Source organism: Sphingobacterium alkalisoli (assembly GCF_005049105.1).
Taxonomy (GTDB): Bacteria; Bacteroidota; Bacteroidia; order Sphingobacteriales; family Sphingobacteriaceae; genus Sphingobacterium; species Sphingobacterium alkalisoli.
This window is the reverse complement of the sequence record NZ_SUKA01000002.1, coordinates 251,759-276,142: the sequence shown is the minus strand read 5'-3', so window position 1 is coordinate 276,142 and position 24,384 is coordinate 251,759. Positions and strand designations below refer to the sequence as shown.

General features: G+C 42.8%; 19 protein-coding genes. 7 read left to right on the top strand and 12 right to left on the bottom strand.

Translation table 11 applies throughout. The annotated features are described in order from the left end of the window. The first annotated feature begins 121 nt into the window (after positions 1–121). The 5 genes from FAZ19_RS06795 (at position 122) to FAZ19_RS06775 (ending at position 3,968) form a co-directional block, all read left to right on the top strand. Positions 122–364 (top strand): (4Fe-4S)-binding protein, encoded by a 243-nt coding sequence (locus FAZ19_RS06795; protein WP_136819971.1) that lies wholly within the window; start codon positions 122–124, stop codon positions 362–364. Then, complete coding sequence (locus FAZ19_RS06790) at positions 351–653, top strand: GNAT family N-acetyltransferase (RefSeq protein ID WP_136819970.1); 303 nt, start codon at positions 351–353, stop codon at positions 651–653. The genes FAZ19_RS06795 and FAZ19_RS06790 overlap by 14 nt, the downstream gene beginning before the upstream one ends. A 15-nt stretch (positions 654–668) precedes the next feature. Continuing rightward, positions 669–1,583, top strand: a complete 915-nt coding sequence (locus FAZ19_RS06785) for a pirin family protein (protein ID WP_136819969.1) — start codon at positions 669–671, stop codon at positions 1,581–1,583. A gap of 91 nt (positions 1,584–1,674) precedes the next feature. After that, complete coding sequence (locus FAZ19_RS06780) at positions 1,675–2,700, top strand: Atu2307/SP_0267 family LLM class monooxygenase (RefSeq protein WP_136819968.1); 1,026 nt, start codon at positions 1,675–1,677, stop codon at positions 2,698–2,700. Between the two features lie 245 nt (positions 2,701–2,945). Beyond that, positions 2,946–3,968 carry an LLM class flavin-dependent oxidoreductase gene (locus tag FAZ19_RS06775; protein ID WP_136819967.1) on the top strand — a complete coding sequence of 341 codons (1,023 nt, stop codon included), beginning with the start codon at positions 2,946–2,948 and terminating at the stop codon, positions 3,966–3,968. Positions 3,969–4,018: 50 nt separating this feature from the next. Here FAZ19_RS06775 and FAZ19_RS06770 read toward each other — a convergent pair whose 3' ends face one another. Beyond that, positions 4,019–4,711: a TIGR02117 family protein gene (locus FAZ19_RS06770; RefSeq protein WP_229707409.1), complete on the bottom strand. Its 693-nt coding sequence runs from the start codon at positions 4,709–4,711 to the stop codon at positions 4,019–4,021. 252 nt (positions 4,712–4,963) lie between these two features. On the opposite strand from FAZ19_RS06770, the gene FAZ19_RS06765 reads away from it, so the two are divergent. Next, a complete protein-coding gene (locus FAZ19_RS06765; protein ID WP_136819966.1) occupies positions 4,964–6,061 on the top strand; it encodes a DoxX family protein in 1,098 nt (365 codons plus the stop codon). A gap of 9 nt (positions 6,062–6,070) precedes the next feature. On the opposite strand, the gene FAZ19_RS06760 is transcribed toward FAZ19_RS06765, so the two are convergent. From FAZ19_RS06760 to FAZ19_RS06715, 10 genes are all read right to left on the bottom strand, one after another. Further along, on the bottom strand, positions 6,071–6,925 hold the full coding sequence (locus FAZ19_RS06760) for an endonuclease/exonuclease/phosphatase family protein (protein WP_169305588.1): 855 nt from the start codon (positions 6,923–6,925) through the stop codon (positions 6,071–6,073). 425 nt (positions 6,926–7,350) lie between these two features. Continuing rightward, complete coding sequence (locus FAZ19_RS06755; RefSeq protein ID WP_136819964.1) at positions 7,351–9,720, bottom strand: GH92 family glycosyl hydrolase; 2,370 nt, start codon at positions 9,718–9,720, stop codon at positions 7,351–7,353. A gap of 123 nt (positions 9,721–9,843) precedes the next feature. Beyond that, on the bottom strand, positions 9,844–11,040 hold the full coding sequence (locus FAZ19_RS06750; protein WP_136819963.1) for a glycoside hydrolase family 76 protein: 1,197 nt from the start codon (positions 11,038–11,040) through the stop codon (positions 9,844–9,846). Between the two features lie 5 nt (positions 11,041–11,045). Next, entirely contained in the window at positions 11,046–12,245 is a 1,200-nt protein-coding gene (locus FAZ19_RS06745) for a glycoside hydrolase family 76 protein (protein ID WP_136819962.1), read from the bottom strand. A gap of 4 nt (positions 12,246–12,249) precedes the next feature. Continuing rightward, positions 12,250–13,395: a SusE domain-containing protein gene (locus tag FAZ19_RS06740; protein WP_136819961.1), complete on the bottom strand. Its 1,146-nt coding sequence runs from the start codon at positions 13,393–13,395 to the stop codon at positions 12,250–12,252. Positions 13,396–13,412: 17 nt separating this feature from the next. Further along, positions 13,413–15,017 (bottom strand): RagB/SusD family nutrient uptake outer membrane protein, encoded by a 1,605-nt coding sequence (locus FAZ19_RS06735; RefSeq protein ID WP_211245450.1) that lies wholly within the window; start codon positions 15,015–15,017, stop codon positions 13,413–13,415. A 10-nt stretch (positions 15,018–15,027) separates the two neighbouring features. Then, the gene (locus tag FAZ19_RS06730; RefSeq protein ID WP_136819960.1) at positions 15,028–18,075 is read right to left on the bottom strand and encodes a SusC/RagA family TonB-linked outer membrane protein; all 3,048 of its coding nucleotides are present in this window, start codon (positions 18,073–18,075) and stop codon (positions 15,028–15,030) included. Positions 18,076–18,108: 33 nt separating this feature from the next. After that, a complete protein-coding gene (locus tag FAZ19_RS06725; RefSeq protein ID WP_136819959.1) occupies positions 18,109–19,206 on the bottom strand; it encodes an ROK family protein in 1,098 nt (365 codons plus the stop codon). Positions 19,207–19,210: 4 nt separating this feature from the next. Continuing rightward, complete coding sequence (locus FAZ19_RS06720) at positions 19,211–20,371, bottom strand: MFS transporter (RefSeq protein WP_136819958.1); 1,161 nt, start codon at positions 20,369–20,371, stop codon at positions 19,211–19,213. Between the two features lie 26 nt (positions 20,372–20,397). Continuing rightward, positions 20,398–22,122, bottom strand: a complete 1,725-nt coding sequence (locus FAZ19_RS06715; RefSeq protein ID WP_136819957.1) for a class I mannose-6-phosphate isomerase — start codon at positions 22,120–22,122, stop codon at positions 20,398–20,400. A gap of 127 nt (positions 22,123–22,249) precedes the next feature. Here FAZ19_RS06715 and FAZ19_RS06710 point away from each other — a divergent pair, with 127 nt between their 5' ends. Then, a complete protein-coding gene (locus FAZ19_RS06710; protein WP_136819956.1) occupies positions 22,250–22,984 on the top strand; it encodes a GntR family transcriptional regulator in 735 nt (244 codons plus the stop codon). A 62-nt stretch (positions 22,985–23,046) separates the two neighbouring features. Here the strand turns inward: FAZ19_RS06710 and FAZ19_RS06705 are convergent, their stop codons facing one another. Then, a complete protein-coding gene (locus FAZ19_RS06705; protein ID WP_136819955.1) occupies positions 23,047–24,357 on the bottom strand; it encodes a mechanosensitive ion channel family protein in 1,311 nt (436 codons plus the stop codon). Between the last annotated feature and the right edge of the window lie 27 nt (positions 24,358–24,384).

The window sequence follows — 24,384 nt, the reverse complement described above, 5'->3', positions numbered from 1 at the left end:
AGTATCGGAGTACATGACTTCGATGTCAGAAAATATTGCGAAATAAACCAGCAAAAAGGAAAAATATAAATTAAAATCACCATTTTTAATGAATGCGAATTAATTTAAGAAAAGAACGATTATGGAAACACATGAATATCCCAACAAAGAAATTACCATTCTTTGGAAACCAAAATTATGCATTCATGCAGCAGTTTGTGTAAATACTTTATCAAAAGTATATAATCCAAAAGAACGCCCTTGGATAAAAGCCGAGAATGCCACTGCACAGGAACTCATTGATCAGGTTGCAAAATGTCCATCCGGAGCATTGAGTATTAAAAGAAATACTTACCTAGAAGATTTGGATAATGGAAAACACTAAAGTAGTTTTTAAAGACGATAGTATCTATGGTGAAGTCCAACTGTTTTCAGATGATAAAAAAGCAGGAAAAATGGATATTTCCGTTGCTGATGGAAAACTTCGGGTTTATCATACCGAAGTTAACCCCGAACACGAAGGAAGAGGCTTTGCTAAATTATTGCTTCATCAATTAGTCAATTATGCAAAAGAAAACAATTTGAGAATCATACCGCTTTGCCCTTATGTTCTCGCACAATTCAAACGCCATCCCGAAGATTACGCAGACGTATGGTTTAAAACAAAGAGTTAATTAAAAAAGTCTATTATGCTTGATATCGTTATAGAAGCCCGCCGGGCTGAAATTTCCACAGGTTTTGCCGTTAAACGCATTCTCCCCTATCAGCTCCGCAGGATGGTCGGGCCATTTATTTTTATGGATCACGGTGGCCCTCTAAATGTCCCAGCAACCACAGCAAGTAACTTTGATGTGCTGCCTCATCCACATATCGGTCTTTCCACGGTCAGTTATTTATTTAGTGGGAATGTAACACACAGGGATAGTTTGGGAATAGAACAGGTGATAAAACCTGGCGAGGTCAATTGGATGACTGCCGGAAAAGGAATTACCCATAGTGAACGTTTCGAAGATCCGGCTATGCTGACCGGAGGCGAACTGGAGATGATACAGACATGGGTAGCTCTTCCAGAAAAAGACGAAGAAAGTGATCCGTCCTTTGACAACTATAAGCCTGACCAACTGCCCATTTTTACGGACACAGGTGTTTGGATGCGTTTGATTGCAGGAGAAGCGTATGGTTTGAAAAGTAATACGAAAACACATTCCCCTCTATTCTATGTACATGTCATGTTGGAGCAAGGTAGCCGTTTTGGCTTGCCTAATGGACATAGCGAAAGAGGTGTCTACATTGTTAGGGGCAGCGTTGAAGTAAATGGAGTCACTTATAAGGCGGGACAATTGATGGTGTTCACGAAAGGGGTTGATCCATTGATCATTGCCAAAGAAGCAACAACATTGATGATGCTCGGTGGTGAACACTTGGGAGAACGGTACATCTGGTGGAACTTTGTATCCAGCAGAAAAGATCGGATCGAACAGGCCAAAGAGGACTGGAAACAAGGGCGTATTGTTTTACCGCCAATGGATAATGAAGAATATGTACCCTTACCTGAAGGAAAAAGCAAACCGGCGGGAGGCCCTCCGCCTAATGCACTTTCTTGACATATGTAGTATACATGCGGAAGAAATATTAAAGTGTAAACGATGCGCCAGTACCCAAAGAAGGGATAAAGGCACTTATTAGAATAAAAAAATGGAAATAGGAATTGATAGTTTTGCATCCGCTATGTACGGAAGTAATACACTCAATAGTGTAGATGCTATGGAGCAGCTATTGGAAAGGATCGTTAAAGCTGACGAGGCAGGACTTGCTGTTTATGGTATTGGCGAGCACCATAAAAAGGAATTTCTGGACTCTGCGCCTGCCGTTATCCTTGCTGCTGCAGCAGCAAGGACAAAAAACATACGCTTGACAAGTGCCGTTACCGTGCTGAGTACGTCAGATCCGGTACGGGTTTACCAGAGCTTTGCTACCTTGGATCTGATATCCAAAGGCCGGGCGGAACTTGTTGTCGGTAGAGGGTCGGCAATTGAAGCTTATCCGCTGTTTGGATTTGATCTGAAGGATTATGATGCGCTGTTCAAAGAAAAATTGGAGCTTTTGTTAAAGGTCCGCGAACAGGAATTCGTTACCTGGTCTGGAAAATTTAGGCCAGCATTGGAAAATCAGCCGGTCTATCCTAGATCAAGTCAGGAGAAGCTTCCTGTTTGGCTTGGTGTAGGCGGAACTCCTGAATCATTTGTCAGGGCCGGCACCCTAGGGCTGCCGCTAATGGTTGCGGTTATTGGCGGAGAAACAGCGCGCTTTCGTCCACTGATCGATCTATACAGACAGGCAGGACATCGGGCTGGCTTTGCTCCAGAACAGTTAAAGGTAGGCTTACATTCACCGGGTTACGTAGCCATGAGCAATGAGGAAGCTATTGCCGATTATTATCCGGGTTATGCTGAACTCTGGACCAAATTGGGCAGAGAGCGCGGGTGGCCTCCGGTAACAAGGACCGGATTTAACGCATTAATAGCCTCTAATGGCGTACTAGTGGTGGGCGGCCCCGAACAGGTGGCAGCAAAATTATTAAAGCATAGCGAAGCATTAGGTGGTGTTGACCGCTTTACCTTTCAGATGGACAATGCAGGACTTAATCATGAACAGCTATTACGTTCTATAGAAATAATTGGCTCGAAGGTCATTCCTCTCGTCAATAAAAATCTTGGGTAGTTTATATCTGATCCTTTTCTACCAAGTTCGGAGAATAGGTAGTATGCAATGCGGATTGACCTATCCCCAATCCTGCGAAAATAAGGTAACTATTTTTAAGGATATTGGTATATAACTTGAAAAGAATTGATGATCGACCAGTAATTATACATGTATTTTATTGACCTTTTAAAGACAATTGAAGATAGATTTGAGCGCATAATATTTACTAAATTTGATAACAGGTATATTCATTTTTTAATATAATGAAGAAAATAGGTTTTTTATCATTTGGACATTGGGCCAATCATTCGGCATATAGCACACAGACGGCAAGCGATACCTTACTTCAATCTATTGATTTAGCTGTCGCAGCAGAAGAAATCGGAATCGATGGTGCATACTTCCGGGTGCATCATTTTGCCAATCAACTTGCGTCACCTTTCCCACTACTGGCCGCCATTGGAGCCAAGACCAGCCGGATTGAGATCGGAACTGGTGTGATAGATATGCGCTACGAAAATCCTTTGTATATGATCGAAGATGCTGGTGCAGCCGACCTCATCGCAGGAGGCCGACTACAGCTGGGCATCAGCAGAGGTTCGCCAGAGCAGGTAATCGACGGGTGGCGTTACTTTGGATATGAACCAACCGAAGGTGAGACGGATGCCGATATGGGACGGCGGAAGGGTTTGGAGTTTTTTGAAAAGCTGGCAGGTATCGGTTTTGCGCAACCCAATCCCAATCCTATGTTTCCAAATCCGCCGGGATTGCTACGATTGGAACCGCATCCTGCAGGTCTGCGTGACCGCATCTGGTGGGGAGCTGGTTCTAATGCAACCGCTGTATGGGCTGCAGAACACGGTATGAATCTGCAGAGTTCTACCTTAAAATTTGATGAAAGTGGTAAACCATTTCATATACAGCAGGCCGAACAGATCCGCCTCTATAAGGAGGCGTGGAAAAAGGCCGGCCATCAACGCGACCCACGGGTATCGGTAAGCCGTTCGATCTTTGCATTGGTCAACGATCAGGACAGGTACTACTTTGGTCAGGAAGCTAACCGAGTGGATAAAATCGGGATGATAGAACCCGACAAACGTGCTATTTTCGGTAGAAGCTATGCAGCGGCACCCGATCAGCTCATCAAGGAATTAGCGGAGGATGAAGCCATTCAAGAAGCAGACACTTTGCTGTTGACCATTCCCAACACATTGGGTGTGGATTATAACCTACATGTGCTTTCATCGATACTGAAATATGTGGCTCCCGAACTAGGCTGGCGATAAATTTTAGCCTATGTAAAAAGGTTAAACAATAGTTACGTTGCAAAGAGTGATTATTTATGCTGATAATGTCTTAATATCCCCTTATCAAACACGGTCCACACAGCAGAAGGTAACCTGGCAGACTTCAATGCCGCATTGGTCCACGTATTACAAGAATAAAACAAATGATATGCCCCCAACGCTTCATAAAAAGCGTCATCATTTCCATATTGGGCTTCCGTTTGGATATAAATAGGACGATCGTGATCAGCGTATTCTATTGTTGACAACACAAATTCAACTAAGAGCTGATATTGCTCTTCCGATACATGAAATTTTATACACTGATCATTCTCTACCAAGTTCGGATAATAGGTAGTATGCAATGCGGATTGACCTATTCCCAATCCTGCGATCAAGGCTGTTTTCAACGTTAGATCCTTCCATTCGGGTGTATTAAGGTAAAAACCCTTATCTCCCCAACCAATGGCAATCCAGCTTTTGGTACTATCTTGTGCTAGCGTATATTGATATGGAAAGATTGAATGCCAATCCATTTGTTCCGATTTGACCGGAAAGACCAGATCGGTATGTACACCATTGGTCAGTAAATAGAGCGTCAATGGTTGTTCCTCAACATAAGGATTTTGGTGATAAGCAGGTATTCTTGACAACAACCAGTCTGAAGCCAAATACAACATTGCAAAACTTATGACACCCAATATGGTATATAAAAATATCCAGATCATTTTCTTCCACCTCATATATATACTGTAAACATACCCAAGATAATTATTTTTACGGACATCGGTATTCACAAAAATTTTCATTAGATTCATTACCGTAAAATGATCAAAATTTTGAATATGGATACGCCTGTCACTGCACCACATTGGACATCGACCACCAAATTTGGCTTTCGATTTTCCTTTATTTTTATATTGATATTTATCTTCATAAAAAATAATGGCGCTTTTCCTCTGTTCCAATATATTAACAAGCCGTTCGTTTACTGCATGCAAAAGTTTACACCCTGGTTTGCGGAACATATCTTACATTACCAATATGACTATCGCATTTTCTCTAATGGAAGCGGCGACACATCATATGACTGGATATCTGTGCTCATTTTCTTTCTTGCCGCGTTGGGCGGGGCAGTCATCTGGACACTGATCGACACCAAAAGAGAAAATTACAGCAGGTGCTATTATTGGTTAACTGTGATAGTTAGGTACTACATCGCATTAATGCTGATTAACTATGGTGCAATAAAGCTTGTGCATGCACAAATGCCCCCGCCCGGCCTGACACGACTCATGCAACCTTTAGGCGAATTTTCACCAATGGGTCTGGCATGGACTTTCTTGGGTTTCTCAAAAGAATACAATATTTTTATGGGTATCGTTGAAATATTAGCGGGTTTACTTCTTTTTAGACGGACCGTGGTAATTGGTGCGCTGATAACGCTAGCTACTTCTGTTAATATTATGACCGTCAATTATTTTTTTGATGTTCCGGTAAAAATGCTTTCTACAGCGTTATTTCTTTTCTCGCTATTCTTGTTACTACCTTATTTAAAAATGCTTTACGGGTTGTTTTTTGAAGAAAAGTATGCGAAACTACCTGTGATTAAAAGACCCGCTTTTAACGCGGCGTGGAAACGCAAAAGTATAGTATTCTTCAAGATTGCGTTCTTAGGCATCTTTGCTTTTCAACAGTTCTCATCTCTATTAACCATACAGAAACAGATAAGCCTGTTTTTTAAAAAATCGCCACTGTATGGAATTTATCAAATTAATCACAGTGAAGGGGCACAAACTACTATTCCAAAAGATTGGCATACCATCATTTTTGAATATGGGGAATATGCGACTATTAGAGACCAATACTACCAACCTAAAAGGGAACAGGTTCTATTGGACACCTCAAATAGATCTATTACTTTAAATAGATATGTTTTTGATTATACAGTATTGGAGAATGGCGACATCAACCTAAGAAGAGAATTGGATGACAAAACTGAAGAAATCAAATTTGTTAAGCGTGATCCAAAAAAATTCGAGTTAAAGAAACGAGGCTTTAATTGGATACAAGAATACCCTCACAACCGATAAAGTGAACAATTAGATTTCTTCTTTCCATTCCCATTTAAAACGCATAGAAACAGCTAAGTGATCTGATAATGGTTTACCAGACGCATCAATAAACTTTTTATCTTCAATATTATATTCTTGCGCCGTAAATATAAGTCGTTTACTGCTGCGATAATAAATCTTGTCTATGCTTTCATTGGCATTGGTCAATTCTAACATGGGCAAAGGCATAAAATTATCATCGACGTCTGGATAATGTCCACGCTGCACTAAATCTATCCAACCATCATTAAGACTAGTTTTTTCCACAAACAAAGGTAAATTATCTAGCTTAAAAGCATAATGTGCATTGAAATCGCCAAATACGAACAGCGCTTGATCTGCTGAATGATCATAAATGTACTGCATGAGTTGATTTATATTTTTCTGACGTGCATAAGATGCTCGGGGAGCGTAATGAGAATTTGCATGTACATTATACATATCTACGTAAATATTTTTAGCTAGTTTTATCTTGGTATATGTAAACCCCTTAGTTGTAAGACAATCTGTACCTATACAATGCCGCCATGGAATACGTCTATATTCAAGTATGGGGTAATTGGATAGTGTATTCAGACCATCTCCGAAAGGTATCTTCCCTTTATGTATCGTTCTATATAAATGTGTGCTTTTTTCATATAGAAACTTGCTATAGTTAAAATCTTCTTGAACATGTACAATATCAAAATCAGAAATCAATTGTCCAATTCTAATCATGCTTTCACGTCTTGGCGTAATAGCACTGGATATTCGTTCAGGTAGTCCGGCGACATTGTACGTCAAAAGGGTGAATTCTCCTTGCAAAATGATATCCATGTCTATTTTTTCCAATACTCTTGACATCTTATATCTCCTGAATAGTGTCAGCATTAAAACCAGACCCATTATCAATCCCAGAATAATATAAAACAGTATTAAAAACATATAACGTAATAGGTATCTTCTCTTCTCAATTCCAAAAACTCCCAGAAAATCGGGCTTTTATGATCTTCTTAACGTTGGAACATAAATAGATTTTAGAGCGGCGATGGATCCAAAGAGTCAAACTTAGATAAAATGCTTTGCATTCACGAATACCAAATAGAAAAAATTAAACCTCGTAATTTGCATTTAGATGCAATTATAATTGGGTGGAATAAGATGAACAAATGAAAAGTAGGATCTACCGATTAACGTGATAATTTAAGGCAAGAGGTCGCGTATACCCTTTACGTCCTCTCTTGCCTTAAGAATGGTAAACCTTACCTATCCAAGAGTAATAGAGCAGATCAAAACTGCTTCAATTCTAGGTTAGGCTCTTTTCCCATTTCTATTTTCAAAACTCCCCCGTTTGCGACATCCTCAAATGGTATAGATACAGACTGCTGTGCTTTCCCATTTTTGTTGAGGGATTGGAGATACATATTTTCCGGACTGTTATTTTGTACTTCAATAACAAACTTGTCGCCTTTATGATATTTCCTGTTCAACTTCACCTCTATACGGTCAAATATAGGACTGCCGATCTGGAATTCGGGATCGATCTGTGTTAGGCCTTTTACGTCAAACAAACCCATACCGGCCATTACGTACCACGCCCCTAATTGCCCCTGATCTTCATCTTGGCCGTAGCCGTAACCATGAAGTCCGTCAACGCCGTAAAATTCATTACATATTGTGCGTACCCACTTTTGTGTCAAATGAGGCTTACCTGAGAAATTGAACAACCAGGAGACGTGTAAATTTGGCTGGTTGCCGTGATTATATAACGCATGTACGCCCGCAAATGCATCCACTGTTTTACCACCACCAAAGGTGTTTTTTTGCGAATGAATAAAAATGCTATCCAGGCGATCGTTAAACACACCTTGCCCCACTTTTTCAATCAGCTTATTCGGTTCGTGCGGTACATAAAACGTATATTGAATGGCATTGCCTTCCTGAAAACCTGCCCAAGCTGCCATAGGATCAAAATTGGTTAAGAAACTTCCATCGAGTGTTCGCGGACGGATCAGTTCGGTCTCGGAATCAAATAGATTTTCCCAATTTGACGCCATCTTAGACAAACGTTGATAATCGGCCTCCTTATTCAAATGCTTTGCAAATTGAGCCACAGCATAGCTGCTAAACGAATATTCCATGGTATGGGAGGCGCCAAATACCGATCCTTCATCCTGTTTGGTAATAAAATAGTCGTCACTTGGGATATATGGGCAATAACCCCGGTTGACGAAAGCACCCACATCCAGTTTACCCGCACCGGAAGGACGATTTTGACCATCGATCTCATTCTTTAGCGCTGCTTCATAACCAAGCTGGTAATCGAAATCACGGATCCCACAATTATATGCAGCCGCTATAGCCAAGCTAGTGAAATTGGTACCTACGCCTGAAACGTACTTACTGTTTGCGATTCCATCTCCTAGCCAGCCCGTCTCTTTATAAACCAATAGCTGGCTCTTTACCCAATCTGAATAATATTCAGGATAGGCTAATGCCCATAACTGCGTAAGGTTCCAGTATCCGCCCCAAATCGCATCGGTATTATAATAATTATAGGCAGGCTGTTGATTCTGATCCAATTTAAGATGACCTATGGTTCCGTCATTTTTGGGATATGCACCATTGACATCATTTGCTAATCCCCGTCCCAATAGGGCGTGATAAAGACCAGTATAAAACTTCACCTTATCTTCCTGCCGACCACCTTCTACTTTTATCCGTCCGAGCATGTCATTCCATCGGAGTGACGCGTTTTCTTTGGCCGTATCGAAATCTTGCTTGGTTGCCTCTGCCTCGTAGTTTAATTTAGCATTTTCAATTGAAGTGTAAGACTGTCCGATCTTCATCGTAATTTGTTCGTCAGCTACTGTGTTATATTTTACCGCTAGGCAGGCACCCGCTCCTTTTATTTCATTTTGTGACCGCATAACACCTCCTCGTAAAAACGTTTTAACTTCACGTGTCGGTTTACTTAGCTTCGCATAGAAATACATATGAACAGTGGCTTCAGGCTGATATTTTTTGACGTATTCAGGTTTTGTGATCACATATCCTTCGACAGTGGTATCGTCGACCATCTTGATATATGCATCTTCTACAGCGCCACTTTCTCCCAATTGGTTTCCGATATCGAATAAGACGTAGGACTCATCCGATTGCGGAAATGTGTATCGTTGGTAACCTACGCGATCTGTCGCAGTAAGCTCTACTTTGGTATTATATTTATCTAGCAAGACGCTATAAAATCCAGCAGTAGCATACTCATTTTCCTTTGTGTAAAGGGAGCGATATCCTTCATCAGGGTTTTCTAGCGTTCCTGGGATCGTTTTTAACTCCCCTACAATTGGCATCAACATTACTCCTCCGATCTGGAATTCATGAAAACAAGCAAATCCTTCTATAGAACTGTGATTATCTTCGTATCCAACAGCTTCCCATCCATTGGCATTTCCATAGGATCCATTCGTTGACGGCCCCAGTTTAGCCATTCCAAAGGGCATAGCAGCTGGTGTGTAGAAGAACCAGCGACTGTGTACCGATCCGATGTTGGGATTCACGTGGTCTGACAATTTTTCTACCGTTTCTCGGTTTCCTGCACAAGATGATACCAATATGTGGAAAACTGTCAGTAGTAAAAGTAGATTCGTTTTTTTCATCTGTATAAATTTATTTTCATTAGTGATGAAGCGATCAGATTTAGCCCTCCCTTTCCCGACTCCCGATAAATCGAGATAAGTTATGCAGTTGGGATAAATCATGATGGCTCCATTTTAAATATATTATTGAAGTTTGTTATTGATTGCATCTATTTTTTTTATGAGGGCAATGCGTCCATAAAGTTCGGCCATGCAGGACGTATCTAGTAGCCATTTCGGTTTTTTTATTTCATCTTTTCGACCCGTCCAATCGGCAAAAGGTAAACCTTCCTCGTCGCGTGCATGTTGCCATGCCCAATCCGCACGCTCGATTATCGCATTCACATACTTAGGATTTTGGTCGATTTCATACAACTCGTGATACCCTCTAAACAGCACTAAAGTGAACCAAGGTATATCATTGACATGCGGGACACCTTCCGCGGTATAACCGAAGTAGTATTTATAAGACCCCTCTGCCAACGCGCGTGCATCTTCCAGGTACTTAACATTGCTTGTAATCTTATAAAGCCGAACGGCCGATTGAATCATGGTGCCCGTGTTATAGGTGTAAGCATGTTCCTGCACCTGACTTGTTGTTTTATTTGGCGTTAGCAACGCATTCCATATGATATTTAGCGTGTCATCGCGAAGTGTAGCGAGCATCCAATTATACGATTTCATGGCATATTGGAGATATTTATCTTCGCCAGAAGCTTGATAAATCTTCAAGGCTAATACCGTGGCTTTGCCGTTGCTACAGGCTGGCTTTTGGTCGCGTACACCTTCCAGCCATGATACTCCCCCGCCAAAATCGTCTGTCCACCCGCTCTCGATGAACGTCATCACGTCTTTTGCTTTCGATAAATATGTCAAATCTGCTGTGATCGCATAAGCATCGATATAATCTATACCTACCAGGCCATTGTCGTCGTAATACCGATCCACAGTTTCAAACTTGGACGGGTAAGCCTGATACCCATACGGCGTGCGGGTCTTATCCAGGTATTGTTCCACCGCTATAACCATAGAGTCAAGATAAGACTTATAGGTGGCCGGTTCTAACTCCATGAGTACGTTGACCGAAGAGAACACCCCGCTCATAGGCCATAGGAAAGATACCTCTTTCGCTTTTTGCCCACCTTCCTGAAAATACGTCAGGTCCGGTTTGTAACTGTTTGGATAATACTCTGCGAATAGTCCGTGCTCGTGCACCCGATACTTGTCCCATACGAGCCGGAATGTATCTTCGGCACGTTGGAGATACCTCCTTTCTTGTTGTGCCTGCGTAGCGAGGGCTAGCATACAGAGCGCCAAAACCAATGACAATACTGCTTTCATATGCATCAATTTTTTGTCTCTCCACGATAGAGCGCTAATGCGCCGTATGATTCGACGACAGCACCCTGCATAAGCAAGGAGTAATATCTACCTTGATTTGCGCCGGTCCAGTCTTCATAAAAGAAACCAACATCCGTCCGGGCCTTTTTATATCCGTTGTTTATGAAATTATAATATGTATTAATATATGTTTTAGCTCGCTCGTCGTGTTCGGACAAATCAATGTACGCGCGTAGCAATTTGGTATTAAACCACGGATCGGTATCGGTGTAGGATAATATCCCGTTGCGGGTTTTAACGAAGTAATCGTATGCCCCCTGCGCTGTGGTCTTGGCTTCCTCCATATACTGGGCATTTCCTGTCACCTCCGCTAACCGTATCCCGTTTTGGACCATCACGGCCGCATTATACGTCCACAAGCGGGTATTTATCGTGCCGTTTGCGTTCTTGTCGTTCCAATAGCATTTGGTTGCCGGGTCATACAAGTTGGCGCGCAACCAGCTGTACAAATCTGTGGCAAGCTTTAAGATCTGCTGTTTTTCGGATGCTGGGCACACCTCGTAATACATAAGCAAAAAAAGTGCGGCGTACCCGTTTGAGCAGGTAGGCTTATTGGCTTCCGCAGATGACGGATTATATCGATAGTCTTCGTTCCACCACAGTGCACCACCTAACTTACTATCAATTCCATTTTTTAGGAACGGAACGATTCGGGCCGCACGTTCGATATAGGTAACATCTTGGGTAATGTGATAGGCCTCGAGTAAGTTAACCCCAATAATGGAATTATCATCATAAAAACGGGTTCCGCCGCCGGTAGCCCCATTGGTAGAAGATCCGTATCCACCTATATTGTTGCCGTGGGCAGTTTGGGTATAATATTTTTCAAAGCCTGCAACGATTTCGTTGTACCGCACATCATAACCCAATTGATGAAGTTGGGACGCGCCGCTTACCACCGCATCGTAAGGCCATAGAAAGGAATAGGTGGCGTCTCCGGATTGCATTGGATAATTCTCTTTGAACAAGTCTCCGGCCTTATAGTATTGATTGATGAGATCGAAAATTTCCTTTGCCCTTGCTGGAGAACTTACCGTTTCTACTGGTGATGTATCGGGTCCCTCGGGCTTGACATATGGCTCTGAACCATCATCACAAGCTATCATGACAAAGGTAGTTAGCAGTAAGTATAGTGTCTTTTTCATCTGTTTATAGATTTGTAATATTAGAAAATTCATGTACCATCAGGTTTTCTTTATTCGTGTTGACCGTAATGGTGGCTCTTTTCGAATTAAGGTCTCCTTTCATCTTCCAGAGGTGGTCCCACTGGCTCCAAGTAAATTCGCCGATTTCGTAGAAAGATAACGGTTCACCGCCGGTAGGCCGCTCGCTACTTACGCCATCCATTCTTCCCCAGCACTTGTCTGCACCGTTAACCGCTGCGATAAAATAGTATCTTTCCTCTATCCAACTTAACCATCCTGGAGGATTCGTTTCTGGTTTACTCGGATCAATAAATCGTATCGCACTGTTGGCGGCTACGAACTTGCCATCTCCTACATAGGCTAATTGTCCAATTACGTCATAAGTAGCTCCCCAAATACATCGTACATTTGATATAATTTCGGTCTTTACAGACAGTGTATTAAAATCTACGGTAATACGGTAGGGATTGGCATTGGGTGTTAAATTCATCACTCCTGCCCCCTCCTTTAACTTCGTACCGTCCAGGTAATAACCAAATTCTTCCTCTCCGATTTTTCCTTTTAGTTCCAGTTCTCCGCTTCCTGCTACTTTGGAATAGACAATATAGACGCCGTCCGCCGCTTTACGGAATAAAGAACCTTGCGTACCACTACTTTCATTACCAGCCCCATATAAATACAGGCTGTTTGGCATGTTGTCTATTCCTTCACCACGTGTCACTTCGATATCATTGTTCAGATCCATGTCTTTTACATCCCCCCCCTTCGAGGTAAGTACCGACCATGAGATTTTTCCAGTCTCCCCGGGTTTTATACCTGCTTTACGTGCAATCGCATTGAGCGCAGCGTGTGTAAGTGTTAACTTGGCTTGGGCACCGAAATCGCTCTTAATCCGTTCTACCGGCTCGGAGAGGTCTGTTGTGCCTTCTTTAGCGAAGATCACTTCGTATATCACATACGATCCGTCATTGGCGCCTCCGCCGCTCCAGGATAGTGCGATGTTATTGGGTGATGTTACATCTAATTCTACTTTCGCTGGCGACGACAATTCGGTTGGGACCGTAAAATCGGTAGAAAGTTGGTAGTCTTTTGTGCAGCCGTTCAATAGGAGTAAAACTGCTGCCATAATTGATAAGGATAGATAGTTCATGCTATTCAGTTTAAAGGTTACCATTGCGAATTTTGTGTCAGGTTACTATTTAAATCTCTTTCATTTTGTGGGATCGGCCATAAATAATGCTTTGTAGAGTCAAATTTACGATTCTCTATACGTACATAACCGTTGTCTGTACCTACCGCGTCGCCGGTATACAGCCCGTGACTCCACCCGTTAAGTACCTCTTCGGCTATGCGCCAACGGATAATATCCTTATGTCGTAATCCTTCGAGCGCCAGCTCGCTACGACGCTCACGGCGCACGATTTCTTTCAGGTCGCCTCCTGTAGGAAATTCCAGCGCCCTCGCTTCAGTAAATCCAGCTCGGCTACGGAGCGGTCGAATAGTACGGTTCCATTCTGTTGCATCCAGTTGACCTCGTTCGGCTAATGCTTCTGCATGCATCAATAGGATATCGGCATAACGCATTAATATAATATTGAGGCCCGACATGAGGTTGGAACGGTATGTATTGTCCCAATATTTTTTGATGTAATAGCCTGTGGCTGACGCGTCGGACGAGAATTCGAATCCATCAGGCGCTACTCCCTTCCTACTGTCTACGACATGATCCGAACCGTCGGCCAGTGTATACGAGTTACCAGTATATACGATGGTAGCCGCCAAACGTGGATCCCGATTGGAAAAAGGATGGCCCGGGTCGTAACTGGCTGTCGGCGCCTCTGCTATGGCGTAGCCATCCAGTGTAAGGTAGTCGTCTACCAATTCCTGAAGTGGAGACAGTTGAGAATAACCTCCCAATGAAGGGGGCAGAAAATGGTACTGTACCTGGTGTTCCCTATCGACGGGCTTATACTGCACATCTAATAGGACTTCGGAATTATTTTCATGTTGGATGTTGAACAGCTCTTCGTAATCACCATGTAGTGCAAATCCACCTTCTGTGATGATTTTATTCGTGATGGGTATCACTTCGTCAAACCGTGTCCCTCCTTCGAACATTAGCATACGCGCTTTTAGCCCCATAGCGGCCCAGTGGGTTATGCGTCCGATGTCTTGCGCGTCGTAAGAAGTTGGAAGATAATTATTGTCAATAATATCGGATAGCTCGCTCAGTAGGCTATTCACAACTTCCGATTTCGCCGTGCGTGCTATCGTTCGCGATTCGTCTATGGAAATTACTGTTGTAAAAAAAGGAATATCACCAAACTTAGAATAGAGCTCGAAGTAATGATAAGCCCTGATAAAGGTCGCCTCTCCCTTATAACGGTTACGCAATTCATCGCTTAATCCAGGTATACGGTCCAGATTATTGAGTAACTGATTACATTGATGGATACCGGCATAGCGGTAGTCCCATACTGTACGCACATAATTATCAGCTGTGGAGAACGTTCCGTTGCCTATGGCCTGATTATGAGAGTTAGATACTTTGGTATATGCATTGTCCGTCATTGCGTCGGAATACAAGACTTCGTCTGCATTGTTCATCCCTTGGTAGCATTTGTTAATCATGTAACTAGCGGACTCAGGTTTATTCCAATAATCCGTATCCGTTTCCCTATCGTGGGGAGTCAGGTCAAGATCGTGACATGATACAAAAAGCATGCAGGCTGTGACTGTTACTATGGTATATCGTAATAGATGCTTGTTCATAATAATACGTTTAAAAGTTAAGGTTTAACCCGACAGAAAAGGTTCGGTTTACCGGATAAATACGACCACCGCCATCGGAAGTCTCTGGATCCCAACCGCCCTTCATATCAGACAAGGTAAAAGCGTTCTGTATACTGGTATAGATGCGGAGGCGACTTAATGAAACCCTGTCGGTCCAATTCTCGGGAAAAGTGTATCCCAATTGAATGTTCTTCAGACGCAGATAAGCTGCATTCTCTATCCAAAAACTTGATTTCGCCGCATTGTTCGCCGATTCTGCACCCACCGTGAGCCGCGGATACCCTGCATCGGGATTGGTCGGTGTCCACCGATCGATATGAAAATCGAAAACCGGCCCTTCATTATTATTATGAAAAGCTTCTACAGACTCGCCCCTCAGCCATACCTTTCGTTGTCCAACCCCTTGCCAGAACATGGAGAAATCAACGCCTTTCCACGCAGCAGCATAATTAAAACCATACAACAAGCGGGGAAATCTATTGCCCAACACAAACCGGTCATCATCTTCCTTGATCAGGCCGTCTCCATTTTTATCTAGATACCGTAGATCGCCGCGTTTTGGTGTGATTCCGTCTAAGTAAGGCCCTTGTGCTACTTCGTCCTCTGTTTGAAAATATCCGTCCCAACGGTATGCATAATAGGAGTCTATCGGATAGCCTTCACGCACGACAGTATTCACGTCAAATCCGTTGATCCAATCTGTACCTTTGAGGTCGATCACTTTATTTTTACTATCTGATAAGTTTCCGGATACGGTATGGTCGACTCCTCCTGTTTTAAATTGATAGCGTGCGGCTATCTCCCAACCTTTATTCTGTACCTTACCGGCATTTTGTATGGGTGTGCCGCCGCCAAATAAGCCAGGGACAGGAATAGCGATCAGGATATCATACGTGTCATTTACGTAATACTCACCAGATACGGTTAATGCATTGTTTAGAAACCCTAAATCTGCACCGATATTGAACATCTGGGTGGTCTCCCATCTTAAATCCGGATTAACGGCATCAAACGATGCTACCGGGTACATGGTGTCGCCAAAATTATATCCTTGAGAAACATTGACCGTGGCCTGATACTGGTAATCCGCGATACGGTTATTGCCCACTAATCCCCATGATGATCTGATTTTAGCAGAAGGTATCATATTTTTTAGACGCTCGGGATAGAAATTTTCCTCGGAAACTCGCCATCCAGCAGACATTGAGGGAAACCAAGCAGATCGGTTGCCGGCTTTGAACTTGGAAGAAATATCATCACGAAGATTAAACTCAAAAAGGTATTTATCTGCGAAATTATAGTTCATGCGTAAAAATGCTGAATAAATAGACCACTCATTCTGCCACTCCTGATTACCGGTATTCGCCGTTTGTGCCCCGCCCATGATATCATAACCAGATTCGTCGAGAAGTCGGAACGTTTCAAAGCGGTTATCTGTTCCCCCCTCATAAGAATATCCAGCCATGGTATTAAATGTATGAACTCCCCAGGTCTTATCGTACGATAAGATAAGATTGGTGGTGATGTTTTGTATTCGCTGCGAACTATTGGTCATCCGGTTCTCCAAGTCTCCTGAGCCGGGTATTGCTTTTCGATTTTCTTTTAGCCGGTTGTAATATAGCTGTGTACCGACCATTCCCCGCAATTTTAATCCGTCTAAAATTTTATATTCTGCGTTCAGTATCCCGGATAGGTCATCGTTCGCGCTACTCCGTTGCCCTCCCTGTTCCAAACGGGCTAATGAATTCGAATTGCTACCGCCTGGATAGTTATAATCGCCGTTAGCGTTTTTTATCGGGTAGATCGACGGCATACGCGTAGCCTGTTCGATGAGCCATTCTGTCCAATACGCGTGATCTTTCAATGCGTTGCGGGAATATGCGGCTAGGACGTTTACCTTAAAACGATCGGAAACTTGCGTCTCCAGGTTCGTACGGAAATTAACGCGCTCAAGCCCGTAGTCTGGTCCCTTAAACATGCTCTCCTGATCTGTGAATGCCCCTGAGATCAGGTAAGTCGTCTTTTCACCTCCTCCTGAAATCGATAGGTTGTGTGTCTGCTGTGGCGCGCTGGCTCGATATATTTCTTTCATCCAGTTGGCGTCGGGTCCGTTTTCTCTGTAATCCCGTATCTGTTCAGAAGAGAATTGAATCGGACGTCCTGAGTTGAAAAGCGCTTCATTTCGAAGCTCGGCGTACACCCACGAATCAACAATCTGGGGTAAAAAAGTTGGCGTCTGCGCCGCAAGAATATAATCGTAAGATACCCGCGCGATGCCTTTGCTCCCCTTTTTGGTCGTGATAAGAATAACGCCGTTGGATGCACGCGATCCGTAGATCGCCGCCGAGGCGGCATCTTTTAACACGGAGATACTTTCTATATCCGTCATATTTACATTTTGGATATCACCCAATATACCATCGATGATGACCATGGGATCGTTGTTATTCAACGTATTTATACCCCGAATGTTAATGGATGGACGACTGCCTGGCTGCGAGTTACTCTGCTGAATGGTTAATCCAGGTGTAGTACCCTGCAAAGCCTCTACGACATTGATAACGGGTTTGCTTTCGAGTTCCTTCATATTAACAGACGAAATAGCGCCGGTTACATTCGTCTTCTTTTGGGTACCGTAACCGACCACCACAACTTCATCAAGTTCCTCGTTTCTCGAAACGATTATAATCTGCAAACTTGATCGTCCGGCAACCGAAACCTCTTGAGTAGCATATCCAATGTATGAAACGCTTAAGGTTGCATTGGGAGAAGATAAATTCAAGGTAAACCGACCTTCAGAATCAGTTAGTGTAGAATTCGTTTCCCCCACTTCTTTTACGGAAGCGCCGGAAATAGCGGTATTGGATGTATTAGTAATTATGCCCTGCACCAGTGTATTACCGCTTTGCGCGGATACTGAAAACATTGGTATGGCTAAAGAAACGAATAGAAGGTACCGGAGAAAGATAGTCTGCTTTTGGGCGAAGAAGCGAGAGGTCTGTCCTCGGCTCTGGATACTGGATAACTTATTTTTCATATCATCATAATTTAATATTTAGCGATTTATAATCTAATTGCCTAATGTGTGTAACGCATAGGCATAAGCACCTAGTGAAATGGCCGTGCTCGTTCCAAGGGAAGTTTTCATAATAAAGGTTCTTTTATGGGGATTGTAGTTTACTGTTTTATCGGTATTCGGAATCGGAATCTCCTTATGCTTATCTGCGACGGACGGGTTAAAGTTACCGTCGTCGTCTACCTCAATCACTTCCCTTTGCAGGCGAGAAAGCGTGTCTCCCGAAAAAGTCTTTAAAGAGGAGCTAAGTTCATTGATCAGCGCGGGCATAATGTATTTCGCCGCACCCATAATTCCTCCGCCGATAACCACAATTCCGTCGGCAAATGTCAGGAGATGGGCAATAGCATCTCCCGCGACCTCACCAAACTGGGCAAAACTTGCTCGAGCGGCGTTCCGATCGCCCTTTATCTCACCCTCTGCAATACGATATATGTCGCTAGGCGTTAACGTATCGTCCGTGACACCGGCAAGGTCACTGTATACTCGCATGATAGCACGTATGCTTACGCTCTCCTCCGCGATCTTATCGGGAAAAAGTTTGTTGCGGAACACCCACACATCACCTCCGCAATCGTTGTCACCCGTTAACAAAAAATTATTTATCACTACCCCAGATCCAAATCCTGTACCGAATGTGATCCCTATGAGGTTACGGTATTCTTTGCTATACCCCAGCATTTTTAAGCGGTTATTTAAGGTTGGCAAGGCACCGGCCAGGGCTTCGCCGTAAGCAAAAAGATTACCGTCATTATTGATAAAAACAGGTATCTGAAAATGTGCTTGTAAATAAGGGCCCAGAGGAATACCTCCTCGAAATGACGGAAAATTGGGTAGATCGCCAATAATCCCGTTGGTGTAATCAGCGGGACCAGGAAACGCAAAGCTAATAGCCACAGGTGCCATGGGCAACAAACTCGAAACATGCGTAAACCCATTTATTAACGCTTCCATACATTTTTTCAGATTATCGGGGTAAGTGGGTAAACAATATGGTTCTACTATTTCCTTATTGGCCTGAATAGCAGAAAACACCAGGTTTGTTCCTCCTGCATCCAATGTCAAAACAATGCGATTATCGTAGTCGTACATATCGTTATTTTGATTTGAATTTGAATGAAATAGAACCTATTAATAACATGCTGAGAAGGATGACAGACATACCGGCTGTGAAGCTCCACGCATCAGTGATCAATCCTTGTAATGGCAACACCAAGGCTCCACCAGATACGCCCATGATCATCAATGCCGATATTTCGTTGGCATGCTTCATATCGTGTTGCAACGCAAGGGAAAAGATAATTGAAAATACATTCGCGCAAGCAAGTCCGACTATCGCAACAGACAGCAACAAGCCCCATAACGACGAACTGACCATCATGCCTATAAAAGCTATAGCAGCCAACAATATTGTACCCTGCAGGAATTTTACGGCGGATAACTTGACCAACAGAAGCGCACCAATAAAGGTTCCGATGGTGCGCGCTGCAAAATAGAGGCTTGTGCCTAATGCAGCATCTTCGAGCGGCATAGCGACCCTGTCAATTAATAGCTGGGGTATACTCGTGTTCAATCCCACATCGATCCCTACAATCAACACAATAACAAGGATACAGTTGGTCAGGTATCTATCGTTCAACAAAGCAAATATCATTCGAAATGATGAGGACTTTTCAACAGCTCCGACTGGCTCGTTGGTGTGCAGTGCGTAGAGAATAATAATCGATAGGATGGTCGCTAGGCCATAAAACAGAAACGTAAAGCGCCAGTCGTCTAGTTGCGTGGCCGCAAAGCCCACTAGTATGGGGCCTAAAAACGAAGAAATCGCTTTGATAAATTGTCCCATGGTAAGTGTACTGGTCAGCTTTTCTTTCCGCACTACGGTTGCCACTAATGGATTCAATGAAACTTGTAAAACGGTATTTCCGATTCCTAATAAAGCGAAAGCGAATAATACCCCCAGGTAATTGTAGATCACAAAAGGAATACTCATTGCCAAAGCCGTGAGGATCAGTGAAACGGCTACCGTTTTTTTACGCCCAATTTTACTCATGAGTACCCCTGTTGGGACAGCACATAAGGCAAACCAGACAAATACCATCATAGGTATCAGACTGGCTGTAGTCTCCGACAATACAAAATCTTTCTTAACATAGTTTGTCGCTACCCCTACGATATCTACAAATCCCATGATAAAAAAATTGAGAAATATCGGTATCAGCACGAGGGGTGATTTATTTTCTTGGTTGCTTTGCATAGTGTATTGATCTTAATATTAGTTGATCAGATTCTTACTGATGCTTTAATGGTGATGCATTCTTTACCTTCTGAGAGACCGTGAGGTCGAATACAATATGCTTCGACGGCAGCCGGAATAATGAAGGTTTCAGCGTAGTGGATAATCATGGGTTCGAAAGCGTCGGTCGGACTTTCAACGATAATTTCTTCGCCATCTACCAAATTCAGCACATTGACACTTTCCTGCGTATAATGTATGACCGGAGAAGAGAAGGTATGCCGACGTGTTTCAATAAATTCACTGTTGTGCAAACCTGTTTTTTCTTCCACCCATCCGTGGCCTTGGGCAACGACTTCGACATTATTCACTAATTGGGCATTGGTGTATGTGGTATCGCAATCCCAGTTAAGTACTTGTTTACCTCTCTGCACGTTTATTGGTCGCGGTTTTCCGTCTAAACCAAGCCGCTGCCAGTCCCAAAGCTTAAACGTAAATAGATTCGGCGTGGAGCTGATCTCCAGTACCACGGCGTTCATCCCCGAACAATGTATTGTACCCGCCGGGATCAGAAAATGATCGTGTTTCTTCGTTGGAATTTTGTTCACATATTTATCCGCATCGAAAACAAGATCACCTTGCTCTGCCTTATCCAACTCATCCATCATGACATGTCGATCTACGCCAGTTTTCAATCCGATGTAGACATGTGCATTTTCTTTTGCTTCCATGATATAGTAGCTCTCATCCTGCGTATAATGTAGTCCGAAATTGTCCCGGGCATATTGGGTCGTCGGGTGCACCTGCAGGCTCAAGTTACCTCCATTCACCGTATCTAAAAAATCGAAACGGATTGGAAAATCCATTCCGAAACGCGCTTCTACGGGCTTTCCGAGCAATTCGCTGCTCTTGGTGTATACCAGGTTTACGGATGGCATCTCAAAGACAATATTGTTGACATCAAGGAGCAAACTATTCTCCTCGGGAACACAATCAAAACCCCAGCCGTAGTTAACCTTAGACGCGTCAAGTGCAAATTCGTCTTTCATCCACTGCCCACCCCATGGTGCAGGATCGAAGAAAGGCACCACACGGAAAGGTGAAGCAGCCGCTTTGTCCATTCCAGCATAGAATGTCTGCCTATCTATTAGCTTAGGTGAATCGTGAGCAACAGTGTCAAGCCAATAGTCTACGTTGTGATAAATTGCACGCTTATGCTTATCCAGCACGCGCCAATCATTAAACAATCCACGCTTATATTGAAAAGAAAAGGGTTCTCTACTATTGTCAATACCTAACGCTGTTGCTTCTTGCCTACGCATACGCTGCTGTATTTCCCAGCGCGGCATATCTGCATAAATTAAGGTATCAGCAACGGCCACCAACTGCGCGCCATGACCAAATATAATCACGCTGCCACTGGCTTCTCCAACCGACTTTTGCGCGGCCTTCAACTTGTCAAGGTCGAAATATTCGGATAGGGAAATATTGGAATTATATCCAAAAAGTACATCGTCGGTCATAAACCGAGCGGTTAATACTTCCACCTCCGACTCCGATATGAATAAATCTTTTGTGTGGATAAAGAGATCCGATTCAAGTTTCAAAAACTGATTTTGCAGTTCCTCATGGTCTATTCCGGTATAGCAGTCTATTGCCATCACGCATCTTCCAATGCTTCGCTTTCCCAAAAGAGAAATGATAGCGTTCCAACCTTCAATAGCAAAACCATTTAATCCGATAGCGGGCTTCTTCTTGTACGTACTTAACATGTTTATAATTGTATAATTGTTTAGTCATATAATTAGTATGTATATACATATGACAAAGCAAATATATTAGCATTTCATTAAAAAACAAACAAATCACATTATTTTTTTTTATTTTTGTTCACAAGACATGGAATTACAAATAGATCACCAAAGCTCCGTACCTTTTCACAAACAGGCAGAAGAGCTTATTAGGAAGCTCATAGATGAGCCTGAATATCGGGATGGACAGTATCTTCCGAAGGAAGTCGACTTGTCTGAACAATTGAAAATATCACGCAACACCTTACGGCAGGCCATTAGTACATTGGTAACTGAGGGATTGCTTGTTCGGAAAAAAGGCGTGGGGACACGTGTGCAGAAAAAAAAAATATTCAGTGGTGTCAGCAACTGGCTTAGTTTTTCCGAAGAAATGCGCATCCTCGGTATCGAAATCCATAATTTTGAACTTCAAATATTTAGGCATCAAGTGTCAGCAGAGGTTGCCGCATTTTTTGACATTGAGGTATCCACAAAAGTCATGAGATTGGAACGCCTGCGCGGAAAAAAAGACTCACCTTTTGTATATTTTATCTCTGAATTTAATCCCCAGATACCCATTTCAGCATCGGAAAACTTTAACCGTCCGCTTTATGAGATACTCGAAACGGACTACGGTATAGTGGCTTTCAACTCAAAGGAAGAGATAAGTGCCGCAGCTGCCGATGCATTTATAGCTTCAAAATTAGAGATAAAACAGGGTGAACCTATCCTTATCCGAAAAAGGTATGTTTACGACATCAATAATATCCCCATTGAATACAATGTCGGCTGTTATCGCGCAGATTCTTTTACCTATACCATAGAAAGTAAACGAAATATTTGATAAGCGAATTTTTCATCTGCTTTCGTCTTTTTAATTCTTTCTAAAAAAGTAAACTGTATGATCTACTGTCTTACTTTGCTCTCTGCTACGAGCAGGCGCAGGTCATCTGATGCAGGAAGTTCGAATACTTCAAGATCGAAATACTTTATCGCAGCAAACAGATGATCGAATATATCTGACATGGTATCCTCGAAAAAAGCCCATTCTGTACCTTTCGTGAACATATATAGTTCTAGAGGCAAGCCATGTTCATTGGGAGCCAACTGGCGAACCATAAGGGTTAGCCCTTGATGTATATCTGGATTTTTTTGCGCATAGGCCTTGATATATGCCCTAAAAAGTCCAACATTAGTCATTCGTCGGCCATTGACAAGCACGGTTTGGTCAATCTGATTTTGGGCATTGTATTCTGCTATTTCGTTTTCGCGCTGTGCTATATAGGGAGCTAAAAGCACAATCTTTTTAAGTTTCTCAATTTCCTCGGGGCGGAGATACCGGATGGTAGATATCTTGATTTGGATAGATCTTTTGATCCGTCTGCCACCACTTTCCTGCATGCCTCTATAATTCTTGAACGAATCGCTCAATAACGTGTATGTTGGAATAGTGACAATGGTTTTGTCCCAATTCTGCACCCTTACGTTGTTCAGGTTTATCTGTAGGATATCTCCATCAACACCATATTTTGGCATTTCTATCCAATCTCCTACACGTACTGAATCATTGGCTGAAACCTGTATACTGGCGACGAAACCGAGTATTGTGTCCTTAAATACTAACATCAAGACAGCGGAGGCGGCTCCGAGTGAAAGCAGAAAGGACCACGGAGAACTACCTGTAAGTACTGAAACGATAAGGGTTCCAACAACAAAAATCAGGAATATTTGTAGCACCTGAAGATAGCTATCAACAGGTTTGTCTACGAATCCTTTCGATGAACGCATTATATCTCGTCCTGTCTTTAAAAGACCATTCACAACACCATAGACCGCGAATATCATCAAAACACTCAATAGCTTAACGAGAACGGAAGTGAACGATGGAAATCCTATGAAAATATACGGCAAAGATTGCTGAGCAGCCACGACAAGGATGAGACGGCTTAAATGAACCTCCACTTTATTATCAAGCAGATAGTTATCCCAGTTCGTCCTCGTTCTTTGGATCAATCTAGTAACGATGGAGTTAAAGATGACCCGGATCAAATAATCGATAAGGGCCAACAAAATGAAAATAGAAATAAGAAGGCTGGCAGAAGTTAAAATGTGTGCGGCCTTTTCGCTAAGTCCGACTGCTTCTATAAGATTGAACGTCCATTGATAAATTGAACTTGTCGTTTGTTCACTGATTTTGATGATACTCGATTTTTCCATATGAACAAGCAAATATACAAAAAAACA